The 16013-nt window shown below is 64.5% G+C and carries 14 protein-coding genes; 7 read left to right on the top strand and 7 right to left on the bottom strand.

Going from position 1 to position 16013, the window contains the following annotated elements; all coding sequences use genetic code 11:
• Window positions 1-157 precede the first annotated feature (157 nt).
• A complete protein-coding gene (locus ABNP31_RS19095; protein WP_350012663.1) occupies window positions 158-1048 on the top strand; it encodes a DMT family transporter in 891 nt (296 codons plus the stop codon).
• Between the two features lies 1 nt (window position 1049).
• Here ABNP31_RS19095 and ABNP31_RS19100 read toward each other — a convergent pair whose 3' ends face one another.
• Window positions 1050-1331: a SelT/SelW/SelH family protein gene (locus ABNP31_RS19100; protein WP_025340145.1), complete on the bottom strand. Its 282-nt coding sequence runs from the start codon at window positions 1329-1331 to the stop codon at window positions 1050-1052.
• A 67-nt stretch (window positions 1332-1398) separates the two neighbouring features.
• Here ABNP31_RS19100 and ABNP31_RS19105 point away from each other — a divergent pair, with 67 nt between their 5' ends.
• Window positions 1399-3585, top strand: a complete 2187-nt coding sequence (locus ABNP31_RS19105; protein WP_238066738.1) for a patatin-like phospholipase family protein — start codon at window positions 1399-1401, stop codon at window positions 3583-3585.
• 122 nt (window positions 3586-3707) lie between these two features.
• On the opposite strand, the gene ABNP31_RS19110 is transcribed toward ABNP31_RS19105, so the two are convergent.
• Both ABNP31_RS19110 and recQ read right to left on the bottom strand, forming a co-directional pair.
• Window positions 3708-4145, bottom strand: a complete 438-nt coding sequence (locus tag ABNP31_RS19110) for a MarR family transcriptional regulator (protein ID WP_013973685.1) — start codon at window positions 4143-4145, stop codon at window positions 3708-3710.
• A 150-nt stretch (window positions 4146-4295) separates the two neighbouring features.
• Complete coding sequence (recQ, locus tag ABNP31_RS19115; protein WP_085589121.1) at window positions 4296-6443, bottom strand: DNA helicase RecQ; 2148 nt, start codon at window positions 6441-6443, stop codon at window positions 4296-4298.
• Window positions 6444-6689: 246 nt separating this feature from the next.
• Here recQ and ABNP31_RS19120 point away from each other — a divergent pair, with 246 nt between their 5' ends.
• The 3 genes from ABNP31_RS19120 (at window position 6690) to ABNP31_RS19130 (ending at window position 9321) form a co-directional block, all read left to right on the top strand.
• The gene (locus ABNP31_RS19120; protein WP_025340148.1) at window positions 6690-7277 is read left to right on the top strand and encodes a YecA family protein; all 588 of its coding nucleotides are present in this window, start codon (window positions 6690-6692) and stop codon (window positions 7275-7277) included.
• Window positions 7231-7650 (top strand): YbaN family protein, encoded by a 420-nt coding sequence (locus tag ABNP31_RS19125; protein WP_176240861.1) that lies wholly within the window; start codon window positions 7231-7233, stop codon window positions 7648-7650. Before ABNP31_RS19120 ends, ABNP31_RS19125 begins: the two co-directional genes overlap by 47 nt.
• A gap of 312 nt (window positions 7651-7962) precedes the next feature.
• Window positions 7963-9321 (top strand): TolC family outer membrane protein, encoded by a 1359-nt coding sequence (locus ABNP31_RS19130; RefSeq protein WP_085618603.1) that lies wholly within the window; start codon window positions 7963-7965, stop codon window positions 9319-9321.
• A gap of 128 nt (window positions 9322-9449) precedes the next feature.
• Here ABNP31_RS19130 and ABNP31_RS19135 read toward each other — a convergent pair whose 3' ends face one another.
• The 3 genes from ABNP31_RS19135 to ABNP31_RS19145 form a co-directional block, all read right to left on the bottom strand.
• Window positions 9450-10049: a tRNA-uridine aminocarboxypropyltransferase gene (locus ABNP31_RS19135; protein ID WP_238066742.1), complete on the bottom strand. Its 600-nt coding sequence runs from the start codon at window positions 10047-10049 to the stop codon at window positions 9450-9452.
• Window positions 10050-10213: 164 nt separating this feature from the next.
• Window positions 10214-11779, bottom strand: coding sequence for a methyl-accepting chemotaxis protein (locus ABNP31_RS19140; RefSeq protein WP_085663945.1), 1566 nt, complete (start codon window positions 11777-11779; stop codon window positions 10214-10216).
• A 139-nt stretch (window positions 11780-11918) separates the two neighbouring features.
• Complete coding sequence (locus ABNP31_RS19145) at window positions 11919-12812, bottom strand: LysR family transcriptional regulator (protein WP_025340153.1); 894 nt, start codon at window positions 12810-12812, stop codon at window positions 11919-11921.
• A 225-nt stretch (window positions 12813-13037) separates the two neighbouring features.
• On the opposite strand from ABNP31_RS19145, the gene speB reads away from it, so the two are divergent.
• Complete coding sequence (gene speB / locus ABNP31_RS19150) at window positions 13038-13988, top strand: agmatinase (RefSeq protein WP_025340154.1); 951 nt, start codon at window positions 13038-13040, stop codon at window positions 13986-13988.
• 276 nt (window positions 13989-14264) lie between these two features.
• Complete coding sequence (locus ABNP31_RS19155) at window positions 14265-15644, top strand: sodium:solute symporter (protein WP_350012664.1); 1380 nt, start codon at window positions 14265-14267, stop codon at window positions 15642-15644.
• A gap of 189 nt (window positions 15645-15833) precedes the next feature.
• Here ABNP31_RS19155 and ABNP31_RS19160 read toward each other — a convergent pair whose 3' ends face one another.
• Window positions 15834-15962 (bottom strand): PA1414 family protein, encoded by a 129-nt coding sequence (locus ABNP31_RS19160; protein WP_009683677.1) that lies wholly within the window; start codon window positions 15960-15962, stop codon window positions 15834-15836.
• Window positions 15963-16013 lie beyond the last annotated feature (51 nt).

Genomic DNA, 16013 nt, shown 5'->3' on the forward strand with positions numbered 1-16013 from the left:
CCTGTGCCTATACACTTTGCCTGTGCCGGCCCTTTCGCGGGTAAACCCGCTCCCACAGGTACTGCGCAGGCTTCAAAAGCGGTGCAGTAACTGTGGGAGCGGGCATGCCCGCGAAGAGGCCGGCACAGCCAGTAGAGATCTTGAGCAAGGACCACCCATGAACCACCGCACCGCCCTCGGCGCCCTGCACATCGGCGCGCTGTTCTTCGGCCTCACCGGCGTTTTCGGCAAACTGGCCGCCAGCGCCAGCCCGGCGATCATCGTCTTCGGCCGCGCCGCCTTCGCCGTGCTCGCCCTGGCCCTGTTCGCCAGCCTGACCGGGCCGGGCTGGCAACGCCTGAGCGGCCAGGACGCCCGTCGCCTGCTGCTCGGCGGCGTGCTGCTGGCCGGGCACTGGGTCAGTTTCTTCATCGCGGTAAAGGTCGCCGGCGTGGCCATCGCCACCCTCGGCTTCGCCAGCTTCCCGGCCTTTACCGTGATCCTCGAAGGCCTGCTGTTCCGCGAACGCATCCGCCGCAACGAGGCTTTGCTGGTGTTGCTGGTCAGCATCGGCCTGGTACTGGTCACACCGGCATTCGACCTGGCCAGTGAAGCCACCGGCGGCCTGCTCTGGTCATTGCTGTCGGGGCTGCTGTTCTCCCTGCTGTCACTCACCAACCGCGCCGGCTCCGGCCGTCTGCCTGCAGTGCAGGCGGCGCTGTGGCAGAACCTGGTGGTGGGCTTGTGCCTGCTGCCGTTCGCGGCACCGGACCTGGCCGGCGTAGCCACCATGGACTGGCTGTGGATCGCCCTGCTCGGCATCTTCTGCACCGGCGTGGCGCACAGCCTGTTCGTCGCCAGCCTGTCGGTGATCAAGGCGCGCACCGCCGCCGTGGTGTTCGGCATGGAACCGGTCTACGGCATTGCCGTGGCCTGGGTGGTGTTCGCCGAAACCCCGACCCTGCGCATGCTGCTGGGCGGCGCGCTGATCATCTTCGCCATCGTGCTGTCCAGCCGCCTGGCCGCCGAGCAACCGCCCAAGCAGCGGCCGCTGGCCGAGGGCGCCTGATTCAGCGGTCGTTGTGGCCCAGGTCACGCTGCGGGTCGATCTGGTCGCGCACCCGCTGCTTCAGCACCTTGGCCTCGGGGAAACCACCGTCGGCCTTGCGCTCCCAGATCTGCACGCCATTGCAGGTGATGCGGAAGATACCGCCGGTGCCAGGCTCCAGGGCCACCCGGCCAAGGTCGTCGGTGAAGGTGCTGAGCAGTTCCTGGGCCAGCCAGGCGGCACGCAGCAGCCATTGGCACTGGGTGCAATACGTGATGACGATTTCCGGTTTGCTGTCGGCCATGGTGAGGCATCTCCAGGTGAGGGGCCGCTTATACTAGCGGTCTTTAGCCCACGGTTTGAGACTCACGATGCGCCGTTTGCTGTTCTGTTTCCTGCTCACCCTCACCTCCCTCACGGTATTCGCCGCCGAACCGGCCAGGCCCAAGGTTGGCCTGGTACTGTCGGGGGGCGCGGCCCGTGGCCTGGCCCACATTGGTGTGCTCAAGGCCCTGGAGGAACAGGGCGTGCGCATCGACGCCATCGCCGGCACCAGTATGGGCGCGGTGGTCGGCGGCCTGTATGCCTCGGGCTACAGTGTCGAAGAGCTGGAAAAACTCGCCACCACCCTCGACTGGCAACAGGCGCTGTCCGACGCCCCGCCGCGCAAGGACGTGCCGTTCCGGCGCAAGCAGGATGACCGCGACTTCCTGGTCAAGCAGAAGCTCAGCTTTCGCGACGACGGCAGCCTGGGCCTGCCGCTGGGGGTGATCCAGGGCCAGAACCTGGCGCTGCTGCTGGAAAGCAAGCTGGCACATACCGCCGACACCCGTGACTTCGACAAGCTGCCCATTCCCTTCCGCGCCGTGGCCACCGACATCGCCAGTGGCGAAAAGGTGGTGTTCCGCCGTGGCCACCTGCCCCAGGTGATCCGCGCCAGCATGTCGATACCGGCGGTGTTCGCCCCGGTCGAACTGGACGGCCGGCTGCTGGTGGACGGCGGCATGGTCGACAACATCCCGGTGGATGTCGCCCGCGAAATGGGTGTGGACCTGGCCATCGTGGTCGACATCGGCACCCCGCTGCGTGACCGCAAGCAGCTGGCCACGGTGGTCGATGTGCTCAACCAGTCGATCACCCTGATGACCCGGCGCAACTCGGAAGAACAACTGGCCAGCCTGCACCGCGACGACATCCTCATCCAGCCACCGCTGACCGCCTTTGGCGTCACCGATTTTGGCCGCGCCCGGGAAATGATCGAGGCCGGCTACCGCGCCACCCGCCTGCTTGACCCGCGCCTTGCCGCCCTGCGCCAGCCCGAAGGTGACAGCAGCCTGGCCGTGGCCCGCTCGCCGCGCCAACGCACGCCGACGATCACCGCGATCAGGATCGAAAACGACTCCAAGGTCAGCGACGAGGTCATCCGCTCGTACATCCGCCAACCGATCGATGCGCCGCTGGAGCTAGGCCGCCTGCAGACCGACATGGGCACGCTGTACGGCCTGGACTACTTCGACCGGGTGCAGTACCGCGTGGTGCACAAGGGCGACGACAACACCCTGGTGATCAACGCCCGCGGCCGACGCGGTGGCACCGACTACCTGCGCCTGGGCCTGAACCTGTCGGACGACCTGCGCGGCGACAGCGCCTTCAACCTGGGCGCCAGCTACCGGGTCAACGGCATCAACAGCCTCGGCGCCGAATGGTTGACCCGTGGCCAGATCGGCGACCAGCAGGAGTTGTACAGCGAGTTCTATCAGCCGCTGGACGTGGGCTCGCGCTACTTCATCGCGCCGTACCTGGACTTCAGCTCGCAGAACATCGAAGCCACCCTGGACAACGACCCGGTGGCCGAGTACCGCCTGGAGCGTTACGGCTTTGGCCTTAACGTGGGGCGGCAGATCGGCACCAACGGCGAAGTGCGCCTGGGCGTGGGCAAGGCCTGGGGCGAGGCCGAGGTACGCATCGGCGACCAGGACCTGCCCAAGGTCAGTTTCAACGAAGGTTTCTACGAGCTGAAGTACTCGTTCGACACCCTCGACAACGTGTACTTCCCGCACAGCGGCGAGGATATCGGCCTGACCTTGCGCAAGTATGACCAGTCGCTGGATTCCGACCAGGATTACCGGCAGTGGATGTTCAACCTGGACAAGGCCCTCAGCAGCGGGCCGAACACCTTCGTGCTGGGCGGGCGCTACGGGCGCACGCTGGATGATACCGAAGTGGTGACCTCGAGCTTCGTGCTGGGTGGCGCGCGGGAGCTGTCAGGCTTCCGCCAGGACTCGGTGTCGGGGCAGAACGTGAGCCTGATGCGCATGGTCTACTACCGCCGCCTGACGCCACGGGCCTACGTGCCGCTGGACTTCCCGCTGTACATCGGCGGGTCGCTGGAGCGAGGGCGGGCGTGGAACAACGACAACGATTTCGACAGTGGCTACATCAATGCGGCGAGCATCTTCCTGGGGCTGGAGACGCCGTTGGGGCCGTTGAACCTGAGCTACGGGGCCAACAGTGCGCATGAGCAGGCGGTGTACCTGAACCTTGGGCATACCTTCTAGGTGCCGGACACATTGTGGGAGCGGCTTTAGCCGCGAACACCGGCGAAGCCGGTGCCATACACCGCGTTGCATTCTTCGCGGGTAAACCCGCTCCCACAGGCCGCAAAGCGGCCCCAGGCCCCTCAGGATTTCTCCAGGTTGGCCAGGATCTTGGCATGCACCCGCATGCACACCTGCAGCTCCGCCTCGTCAACCCCGGTGAACAGCTCTACCCGCAGTTGATTGGCAATGGTCTCGATCTGGTCGATCAGCGGTTTGGCCGGCGGGCACAGCACAATCTTCTTCGCCCGCCGGTCTTCCAGCACCGCTTGCCGGCGTACCAGCCCCTGCGCCTCCAGGCTGTCGAGCAGGCGCGCCAGGGTCGGGCCTTCGACACCCACGCTCTGGGCCAGCTCACGCTGGGTCGGGGCCTCTTCGAAACGGGCCAGGTGCAGCAACACCAGCCAGCGCGCCTGGGACAGGTTGAGCCCGGCCAGGCGGCGGTCCAGCTCGGCACGCCAACCCCGGGACATCTGGGCCAGCTGCATGCCGAAGCGGTGTTGGTTGTCGGTCAGGGGCATAAGCAACTCATTGAACAGATCTAATTATTAGGCAGCTAACCATGGCCCGTCCCACGAGGCAAGGCTCGGGCACCCTGGAATGTTCGATAATCGTCAAAAAACATGACAAAGGTCAGCAGATGGCAGTTCTGCCTTCGATCCTGTCGTCACTTACAGCTCGAACTCGGCCGCCAGCGCAGCCCGCACGCAGTACAGCACGCCCTCCGGCACCCGCGCCCCGAACAGCGGCGCAATCGCCGATACCGGTGGCAGCTCGCCCTCGCCATCGAGGAAGGCATCCTGCACTTCCATCAACAGGTCTTCCGGCAGGTCCAGGGCCTGTTCCAGGCTCAGTTCCTGGCGGCCCAGCGCCTCGGCCAGCAGGCTGTAGACGTTCTTCTCGCTGCAGTTGAGCTGCCCGGCGATCTGCGCCGGGGTCATGCCGGCACGGGCCAGGCTGACCAGTTCGTGGCGCAGGTCGAGTACCACTTTCGGCGCTTCGTCGGTGCCACCGCTGTTGTTCAGCACCTCGAGGAAGGCCTGGCCATAACGCTCCAGCTTGCGCGCACCCACGCCGCTGACCTGGGCCATGTCGCTGAGGCTGACCGGCTGGCTGCGCAGCATCTCCAGCAGCGTCGAGTCGGGGAAGATGACGTAGGGCGGCACGCTGTGCTCCTCGGCCAGCTTGCGCCGCAGGGTACGCAGCGCTTCCCACAGTTCGCGCTCTTCGGCACGCACCAGCTGGCTGGCCGGGCTGCCGCCACTGGACGACGAAGTTCTGGCGGTGGTCTGCGGCTTGAGGTCACGGCGCAGCTGCAAGGTCACTTCGCCACGCAGCAGCGGCCGGCAGCTGTCGGACAGGCGCAGGCCGCCGTAGCCTTCCAGGTCGATGTCGACCAGGCCGCGCGCCACTAGCTGACGGAACAGCGAACGCCACTCGACTTCGGCCAGCCCCTTGCCGACGCCAAACACCGAGAGCTTCTCGTGGCCGAAATTGCGCACCTTCTCGGTGTCCTTGCCCAGCAGCACATCGACCAGGTGACCGACGCCATAGCGCTGGCCGGTGCGGAACACTGCCGACAGCGCCTGACGGGCCGGCTCGGTGGCGTCCCAGGTCTGCACCTGGTCGACACAGTTGTCACAGTGCCCGCACGGTTGCTCGAGGGTTTCGTCGAAATAGGCCAGCAGCGACTGGCGGCGGCAGCGGGTTTCTTCGCACAGGGCCAGCATGGCGTCGAGCTTGTGCTGCTCGATGCGCTTGTGGCGCTCGTCACCTTCGGAGTTCTGCAGCATCTGCTTGAGCATCACCATGTCCTGCAGCCCGTAGGCCATCCAGGCATCGGACGGCAGCCCGTCACGGCCGGCACGGCCGGTCTCCTGGTAGTACGCCTCGAGCGACTTGGGCAGGTCAAGGTGGGCGACAAAGCGCACGTTGGGCTTGTCGATACCCATGCCGAAGGCGATGGTGGCGACCATGATCAGCCCTTCCTCGTTGAGGAAGCGGTGCTGGTTGGCTGCACGCGTCTCGGCAGCCAGGCCGGCGTGATACGGCAGCGCGGGGAAGCCCTGGTCACAGAGGAATGCGGCGGTTTCGTCGACTTTCTTGCGCGACAGGCAATAGACGATACCGGCGTTGCCGCGGCGCTCGCCGAGGAACGCCATCAGCTGCTTGCGCGGCGCCTCCTTGGGCACGATGCGGTAGAAGATGTTGGGCCGGTCGAAACTCGACAGGAAGCGCTCGGCGCCTTGCAGGTGCAGGCGCTGGACGATCTCCTCGCGGGTGCGCATGTCGGCGGTGGCGGTCAGCGCGATGCGCGGCACATGCGGGAACAGCTCGGCCAGCTGGCCCAGTTGCAGGTATTCGGGGCGGAAATCGTGGCCCCATTGCGACACGCAGTGGGCCTCGTCGATGGCGAACAGCGAGATATCCAGGTCGCGCAGGAAGTCGAGCATGCGCGGCTGCACCAGGCGCTCGGGCGCCAGGTACAGCATCTTCACTTCGCCACGGCGCAGGCGCCCGGCCAGGTCACGCTGCTGCTCCGGGGTCAGCGTGGAGTTCAGCGCAGCGGCCGGCACACCCAGTTCATCGAGCGTGGCGACCTGGTCGTCCATCAGCGCGATCAGAGGCGAGACCACCACCGTCAGGCCCGGGCGCAGCAGCCCCGGCACCTGGAAACACAACGACTTGCCGCCGCCGGTGGGCATCAGCACCAGGGCATCGCCGCCATTGGCCACGCAGTCGATGATCGCTGCCTGGCGCCCGCGGAAACTGTCGTAGCCGAAGACGTCCTTGAGAACGCGCTGAGCCTGTTCGAGCATGTGCAACTCCACAAATCGCCGTACCATCCCGGATACAGGCTGGACGAAAAACCCGCCCCGCACACGCCAAATGCGTAAGCGGTTTTTGCCAGGTAGCCGGCAAACCCTGCCCCTGGATGAAAAATCGCGGAGTATACCGCAGCACCGCCCCGCGCAGGGCACCACGGCGATAGACGTTCCCTTTACCCCGCCGCCGTCGCAAGGTGCTAGAATTCGTTATCGTTTATTCCCCAAGGTAGCCCTGTAATGTCCTTCGCCGAGCAACTGACCCGCCTGCAAGCCTTCCTCGACGCCGACGAGCTGCACGAGGAAGCGCTGGACTATGTCGCCGCCCACGGCTACCTCACCGCCCTCTCGATCAATGCCGAGGAAGTGCCCGAGCGCGAGTGGATCGACGCCCTGTTCGCTGAAGAGCCGCACTACGCCAGCGATGCTCAGCGTACCGAGATCGAGGCCACCCTGGTGGCGCTGAAAGCGCACATCGCCCGCCAGCTGGCCAGCGACGACGAGTTCGAGCTGCCATGCGACCTCGACCTGACCGACGAGCCGGACGATTCCGACCTGCGCGGCTGGTGCATCGGCTTCATGGAAGGCGTATTCCTGCGTGAAGAGGCCTGGTTCGAGAACGCCGAGGAAGAAGTCAGCGAGATGCTGCTGCCGATCATGGTCGGCTCGGGCCTGTTCGACGAGCAGCCGGAGTTCGCCGACATCGCCAGCAACGCCAACCTGCAGGACGACATGATCGTACAGATCCCCGAAGCGCTGACGGCGCTGTTCCTGCTGCTGCATGCCCCTGACGAAAAGCCGGCGCTGCTCAAGCCACGCCACCACTAAGTCGCCTGTGCGCTACCTGCTGCTGGCCACCGGCTGGCTCAGCGTCGCGTTGGGGGTGTTGGGGATATTCCTGCCGGTATTGCCCACCACCCCGTTCCTGCTATTGGCGGCCGCCTGCTTTGCCCGCAGCTCGCCGCGCTTTCACCACTGGCTGGTCCATCACCCCAAGCTCGGGCCATGGATCCGTGACTACCTCAGTGGTGAGGGCATCCCCCTCAAGGGCAAGGTCTACGCCATCGGCCTGATGTGGGCCAGCATCGGCCTGTCGTGCTATCTGGTGCCCCTGTTCTGGGCGCGCACCTTCATGTTGACCAGCGCCGTACTGGTAAGCCTGTACATCCTCAGCCAGAAAACTTTGCACAAGCCAAAGTGACAATATTCTGTCGCCAAATATCAATTTCGCCTAACGATTATTCTCCTTATCCGAAATGATTCTGGAACTCTGCCAAACCCCCGTATTAATTGGCTTTCATGGACTTTTCCGCTGCCATTCCCCTGGGTCCTCCTGCGGGCCTATTAGACAATTTATATATTATATGGCAATTTGATATGAAGAAATCTTCTTATCTATCGCGTTGAATGTACTTAGCTGTGTTATTAAAAACCTGCAACACTATATGCAATAACTTTATCGTCATTTTTTTGGCGAGCAGCAGGATAAATTCCAGGATCAGGGAGATGTACCATGCGCGTTTTGAACCCCATCACCAGTGCATTACTGTTGGCCCTGGCGAGTGCCAACGTACAGGCGATGTCGATCACCGAGGCTGTCCAGAGCGCCGTGGACTACCACCCGCAGGTCAGCTCCAACCGCAACAGCAAGCTGTCGGCCGATGAAGATGTGAAGTTCGCGCGTGGTGGCTACTACCCTTCCGTGGATCTGGTCGCCGGCTATGGCCGCCAGCGTTCGGACAACACCACGACGCGTGCCGAGGGCAACCACAACAAGGAAACCCTCAACTACACCCAGTCCGAACTGCGCCTGCGGCAAATGATCTTCGACGGCTTCAACACCTCGAATGAAGTGGGCCGCACCGAAGCAGTCTCCACCTCCCGCGCCTACTACACCCAGGCCGTTGCCCAGGATGTCGCCCTGCGTGCAGTCGAGGTGTACCTGGAAGTGCTCAAGCGCCGTGAACTGGTGACCCTGGCCAGGAACAACCTGCAAGCCCACCTGCGAGTCAACGACCAGATCGGCCTGCGCAACGAGCGCGGCGTCGGCAGCACCGCCGACCTTGACCAGTCCCGCGCACGTCGCGCCCTGGCGGAAAACAACCTGGACACCGCCGAAGTCGACCTGGCCGATGCCGAGGCCAACTTCTTCAGCGTCGTCGGCCGCATGCCGGACGAGCTGGAAAGCCCGCAAACCATCAAGGGTGAGGTGCCTGGCACCCTCGACGAAGCCCGCGACGGCATGCGCCAGAACAACCCGTACATCAAGTCTGCCCAGGCTGACGTGAATGCTGCCGAGCAGCAATACGAAGTGGCCAAGTCGACCTTCTACCCTCGCTTCGACGCCATTCTGGCCACCGGTGCCAACAACAACACCGGCGGCGAGAAAGGCCACAACAACAACGACTGGCAAGCTGGCGTGGAGATGAACTACAACCTGTTCCGCGGTGGCAGCGACAAGGCTCGCCTGCAGTCCGACGCGCACAAGATCAACCAGGCCCTGGACATCCGCAACAACGCCCTGCGTGAGCTGACCGAAAATCTGAGCCTGGCGTGGAACGCCATGAACAACGCCAGCAAGCAGCTGCCGACTGCGCGTGAATACGCCGAGACCACCAAGCGCGTGCGTGCTGCCTACCAGGACCAGTTCGGCCTGGGCCAACGTACCCTGCTCGACGTGCTCGACAGTGAAAACGAGCTGTACAACGCCGACCGCCGCTACACCGAGGTGCGTTATACCGAGGAGTTCTCGCGCTACCGCGTGCTGGCGACCATGGGCGAGCTGCTGAGCAAGCAGCGTATTTCGCTGCCGCCGGAAGCGCTGGCTACCACCGAAGTACGCACCGAGGCGCGTTTGCCTGATATGCGTTGATCGGGTTCGAGATAGCCGGGGCCGCTTTGCGGCCCATTCGCAGCACAAGGCTGCTCCTACAGGAAAGCGCGCAACATCTGTAGGAGCAGCCTTGTGCTGCGAATGGGCTGCAAAGCAGCCCCCTGCCCTCACTCGCTACCATGGTTACGCTGGAACGTCTCCAAACCCATGGCCCTGATCTGCCCCTCGATCAACGCCTCGAACGGTGCCAGCAGCGCATCGAAACAGGCAGGCTGCTCCAATGCGTTCAGCGCTCCCACCACCGCCTCGATAGTCGATAACGCCCCCGCCTCCGGCGCCTTGCGCAAGCGGTAGCGTGAAGGCGCGACAGCCCCCAGCGTCACCCGCGGCAACGCCTCCAGCAACGGGTTCAGGTACAACAGCTTGCGCGCCTTGCGCCAGGTGCCGTCGGGCACGATCAACAGCAAGGGTTGGTCGTCCGTCTCGCCATAGGCCACCAATTCCTGGGCGTCGTCACCCGGGAACAGCAGGGCTGGCCGGTAACCGGGGGTCGCCAGCAATTCATTCAGGTCATCGAATACCTCGCCTACCCGCAACTCGGCATTGTTCAGGCCAAGGGCGGCCAGGCGTGCGGTATTCAGGGCGTGGGCGGTTTCACTGGGGTGCTGCAGCAGGATGACGCGGGTGCGGCTGTCGAGTGCGGGGATCAGTGGGCAGAGGCAATGGTCGAGCGGGCGCTGGCAGCGCTCGCAGCGGGGTCTGGGCATGGGGTTCTCCTTGGCGGGAACAGTTTGCCACAGAACCGGGGCCCGCTTTGCGGGCCATTCGCCGGCAAGCCAGCTCCCACAGGTATTGCACAAGGCCCAGGCCTGTGGTGATCCTGTAGGAGCTGGCTTGCCGGCGAAAGGGCCGCAAGGCGGCCCCGGCAATCTCAACGATTGAACCGCTCCGCCAGGCTATGCAGGTACTCCGCCATGCGCTCCAGGTCCTGGCTGATTTCCGCGCCCTGCCTGGCCTGCCCGGCACTCTGGTCGCACAGGTGGGCTATGCGCACGATCTGCTGGTTGATGTCCTCGGCCACATGGCTCTGCTGCTCCGACGCCGTCGCCATCTGCTGGCTCATGCCGGTGATGCGGCTGACCGCCTGGGCAATCCCGCTCAACGCTGCCTGCACCGCCTCGACACTGTGCACGCTGTCCCGCGAGATCTGCTCGCCACGGCTGGCGGTGCTCACCGCGCGCTCTGCCCCGGCGCGCAACGAGGCGATGATCTGGTGGATCTCCTCGGTCGAGGCACGGGTGCGCTGGGCCAGCGATCGTACTTCATCCGCCACCACGGCAAACCCGCGCCCCTGTTCGCCGGCACGCGCCGCCTCGATGGCCGCGTTGAGCGCCAGCAGGTTGGTCTGCTCGGCGATCGAGGTAATCACATCGACCACGCTGCCGATCGACTGGGTCTGCTCGGCCAGGGCATTGACGGCCTGGCCGATGTCGTTGACCGCATTGCTCATGCTGCCCATGGCTTGCAGGCTCTGCATCGCCAGCTCGCTGCCCTGCTGCGCCAGCTGGTCGGCATCGCCCGCTGCGTGCGCCGTGCTCTGCACGTTATGGGTAACCTGCTGAATGGTCGCCGCCATCTGCGCGATGGCGGCGGCGGACTGGTCGGTCTCGCTGCGCTGGCGGTCGAGCATCTGTGCCTGGGCATCGGACAAGTCGGACGACTGCGCCGCCCGCGACTTCACCCCGACCCCGGCATCCACCAGGCGGGTCAAGGCCGTTTGCAGGCGTGCTTCCTCGCTGATGATGGCAAGATCCAGCTGGCCTTGCAGGCCTGGGTTATCGCTGTAGGTCAGTGCCACCAGCGGGCTGGTGAAGGCCTTGGGGTGCTCGGTCAGCGTGCGGCGGATGGCCTGGTTCTGCCGGTGCTCGACCAGATACCAGGCCAGCAGCAGGCTGGCCATCAGCACCCCGAGCGCCGCGTAGGGCGGTAGCCACAGGTAGCCCGCCGCCGACAGCAGGCCCGCACCGATCAATGGCCAACCGTGACCCAGGCCATACCCCAGACGGGCCGCCCACGGCACCGGCGCGCGGCCAGCCCGCAAGCGCGCGTACAACGCCTCGGCGCGGCGGATCTGCTCACGGGTGGGCACCGAGCGCACCGACTCGTAGCCACTGATGCGGCCCTGCTCGTAGACGGCCGTGACATAGGCGCTGACCCAGTAGTAGTCACCGTTCTTCGCCCGGTTCTTGACTACGCCCATCCACGGTTTGCCTTGTTTGATGGTTTCCCACATATGGCCGAACACGGCCGGAGGCATGTCCGGATGGCGCACCAGGTTGTGGGGTTGGCCGACCAGCTCGTCGTAGGTGAACCCGCTGATCGCCACGAAAGCGTCGTTGCAGTAGGTGATGCGGCTGTTGAGGTCAGTGGTGGAAATCAGGCGCTGATCGTTGGGAAAGGTTCTTTCGTGCTCAGTGACGGGCAAATTCATGCGCATCTTGGGCAATCCTTGCAGGATTAAAGGGAGGAAGTCAGCAGCACACACTGATTTGATATATAGCAGGACGCCATTATGTTGTCGGTCAGCGGCACCAACAATTTAACGGGGGCCGACGAAATACAGCATGTGCCGGACTTCAACCCACGTTGAGCTGGCTTTTCAGCAGGTCGCGGAAAGTCTGGATCAACGGTTCGCGGCTGCGCCCGCGGCGAATGATCAGCGAGAACGGTGCCTGGTAGCCAAAGGTGGACGGCGACAGCACGCGCAAGTCGCCCTTGTCGACCCAGGCCTGGGCATAGTGCTCGGGCAGGTAGCCGATGTAGGCCCCGGAGAGAATCAGGATCAACTGCGCCTCCATGCTCTCCACCGTCGCCGCGCTGTGCTTGAAGCCATGCCGGGCCAGTTCGGCCTGGCTCCAGTAGCCACGCCCGACCATGCGCTGCTGGGTCACCACCTGCTCGGGGATACGCCGTTCGGCATACAACGGGTGGCGGCTGCTGCAGTACAGCCAGTGCTGCTCACGGTACAGCGGCTGGTAGAGCAGCCCGCTCATGCGCGAGGAAAACGCCCCGATCGCCAGGTCCAGGCGGTTGTCCTGCACGCCCAGTTGCAGCTCGTAAGGGCTGGACACCGACAGGTGCAGGTGCACCGCCGGGTGTTCCTGGCTGTAGGCGCCGATGGCTTCGGCCAGCGGCAAGGCCTGGTCACCGACCGTGGAGTCGATCACCCCAAGGTTGAGGGTGCCGCGCAACTCACCCTTGAGGGCGGCGGCGTACTGTTCGAAACCGTCTAGCTCGGCCAGCAGGCGCAGTGTTTCCTGGTGAAACAGCTCGCCCTTGCTGGTGAGGCTGAAGCCGCCACGGCCGCGGTGGCACAGTACGATCCCCAGGGCACCTTCCAGCTGGCTCATGTAGGTGCTGATGGCCGAAGTCGACAGGTTCAGCTCGCGCTGGGCATTGGCAAAGCCCTGGTGGCGCACCACGCTGACGAAGATGCGCAGCAGTTTCAGGTCGGGCAAGGTCGAGGCCATGGAGCAACGGTTCCGCAAGGGTGTTTGCGCGCAGTCTAACCGCTCTGCCGGCCTTTAGTTCAGAAATTCCTGAACTAAGTATTTGCCGGTAGCGATTTTTCCCCGGCACTACCTTCAGCAGACTTGGCCGAAATGTCCCTGCCCGCCGGCAAGACCACACCTGGAAGGCGCGCGGCGGCACAGGTTCGAACAAACAGAACAATCGACCGACTGATGAGGCCCACCGTGGACAAGATCCTCCACCAACCACTGGGCGGCAACGAAATGCCGCGTTTCGGCGGCATCGCCACCATGCTCCGTCTCCCCCACCTGCAAAGTGCCCAAGGCCTGGACGCCGCCTTCATCGGCGTGCCACTGGACATCGGTACCTCGCTGCGCTCCGGCACCCGCTTCGGCCCGCGGCAGATCCGCGCCGAATCGGTGATGATCCGCCCGTACAACATGGCCACCGGGGCCGCACCGTTCGACTCGCTGTCGGTGGCCGACATCGGTGACGTGGCGATCAACACCTTCAACCTGCTGGACGCCGTGCGGATCATCGAAGAAGCGTATGACGAGGTCCTCGAGCACAACATCATCCCGCTGACCCTGGGTGGCGACCACACCATCACCCTGCCGATCCTGCGGGCGCTGCACAAGAAGCACGGCAAGATCGGCCTGGTGCACATCGATGCCCATGCCGACGTCAACGACCACATGTTCGGCGAGAAGATCGCCCACGGCACCACCTTCCGCCGCGCCGTGGAAGAAGGCCTGCTCGATTGCGAGCGCGTGGTGCAGATCGGCCTGCGCGCCCAGGGCTACACCGCCGATGACTTCAACTGGAGCCGCCGCCAGGGCTTCCGTGTGGTCCAGGCCGAAGAGTGCTGGCACAAGTCGCTGGAACCGCTGATGGCCGAAGTGCGCGAAAAGGTCGGCGGTGGCCCGGTGTACCTGTCGTTCGACATCGACGGTATCGACCCGGCCTGGGCGCCTGGTACCGGCACCCCGGAAATCGGCGGCTTGACCACCATCCAGGCGATGGAGATCATTCGCGGCTGCCACGGCCTGGACCTGATCGGCTGTGACCTCGTCGAAGTCTCCCCGCCTTACGACACCACCGGCAACACCTCGCTGCTCGGTGCCAACCTGCTGTTCGAGATGCTCTGCGTGCTACCGGGCGTTGTCCGCCGGTAAACGACGGCCCTTTGTAGGAGCGGCCTTGTGTCGCGACCGGGCCGCAAGGCGACCCCGGACTGTGGCGGTGTCGCATAGGCTGCCGGGGCCGCTCTGCGGCCCGATCGCGACACAAGGCCGCTCCTACAGAAAGCGCCCGCGGTACTTGCTACACCCCGGCAGGAGCCATATGGGAGGGCCATTGAGGCCCGCCAACAACACGACAAGACCGCCGGGCGCCGTGAACCCGCCCGCGTGGTCGATCTCGCCATAATAAAGATAATCGGGAGACCCCCAATGGCCTTGGACATCATTGTTGTAATGATCTATACCGCCGGCATGCTCGGGCTTGGCTGGTATGGCATGCGGCGCGCGAAAACCCACGAGGACTACCTGGTGGCCGGGCGCAACCTCGGCCCGGTCCTGTATATGGGTACCATGGCCACCACCGTGCTCGGTGGCGCTTCCACCGTCGGCACCGTGCGCCTGGGCTACGTCCACGGCATCTCCGGCTTCTGGCTGTGCGCAGCCCTGGGCCTGGGCATCATCGCCCTCAACCTGTTCCTCGCCAAACCCTTGCTGCGCCTGCGCATCTTCACCGTGACCCAGGTGCTGGAGCAGCGCTACAACCCAGCCGCACGCCAGGCCAGCGCCGTGATCATGCTGGCCTACGCACTGATGATCGGCGTCACCTCGACCCTGGCCATGGCCACCGTATTGCAGGTGCTGCTCAACCTGCCGTTCTGGGCCTCGCTGCTGCTGGGCGGTGGTGTGGTGGTGCTGTACTCGACCATTGGCGGCATGTGGTCGCTCACCCTGACCGACATCGTCCAGTTCGTGATCAAGACCGTCGGCCTGATGTTCATCCTGCTGCCAGTGTGCCTGTACAAGGCCGGTGGCTGGGACACCCTGGTGGCCAAGCTGCCGGCGGCCAGCTTCCAGCTGACCACCATTGGCTGGGACACCATCATCACCTACTTCCTGATCTACTTCTTCGGCATCCTCATCGGCCAGGACATCTGGCAGCGGGTGTTCACTGCCCGTGACGAGAAGGTCTGCCAGCGCGCCGGCACCACCGCCGGTGTGTACTGCGTACTGTACGGCCTGGCCTGCGCCGCGATCGGTATGGCCGCGCATGTGCTGATGCCCGACCTGGCCAACCCGAACAATGCCTTTGCCGAGATGATCAAGACCACCCTGCCCGATGGCATCCGTGGCCTGCTGATGGCAGCGGCGCTGGCCGCCATGATGTCCACCGCCAGCGCCGGCCTGCTGGCTGCGTCGACCACCCTGACCGAAGACCTGCTGCCCAAGCTGCGTGGCGGCAAGGCGTCGAGCCTGGGCGTCAGCCGCCTGTTCACCCTGCTCACCGGCCTGGTGGTGCTGGGCATCGCCCTGGTGGTGAACGATGTGATCAATGCCCTGACCCTGGCCTACAACCTGCTGGTCGGCGGCATGCTGATCCCGCTGATCGGCGCGATCTTCTGGAAGCGCGCTACCACCGCCGGGGCTATCGCCAGCATGTCGCTGGGCTTTGCCACCGCGCTGCTGTTCATGTTCAAGGATGGGCTGGAGGCCAATACGCCGATCTACTACAGCCTGGCGGTTGGTCTGGTGAGCTTTGTGGTGGTCAGCCTGATGTCGCGTAAATCGGTGGCGGCGGTGAAGCTGGCCTGATAGATCGCGGCTGCCTGTACAGGCCCTTTCGCGGGTAAACCCGCTCCCACAGGAATATCACAGGCCTCGAGTGCTGTGGGGTACCTGTGGGAGCGGGTTTACCCGCGAAGAGGCCGGTACAGGCAACACACAACTGGCAGACACAAAAAGGCCGCTGCACCCACCCAGGTGCAGCGGCCTTTGTCTGTATCAGCGACGACGCGGTTGGCGTTTGCGCTGCTCTTCATCAGTCGGGATCGGCACCGGCTGCAAGGGTGGTGGAATCAGCCCCAAGGCGACAGCCAGGTCGTGGAGCCAGTTGGACAGTGGTTTATTCATAATGCCCCCTTGACGGGTCAGCCTCACGGCAATTCAATCCTGCGATGTTTC

The sequence above is a fragment of the Pseudomonas asiatica genome (assembly GCF_040214835.1).
GTDB classification, from domain to species: domain Bacteria; phylum Pseudomonadota; class Gammaproteobacteria; order Pseudomonadales; family Pseudomonadaceae; genus Aquipseudomonas; species Aquipseudomonas putida_Z.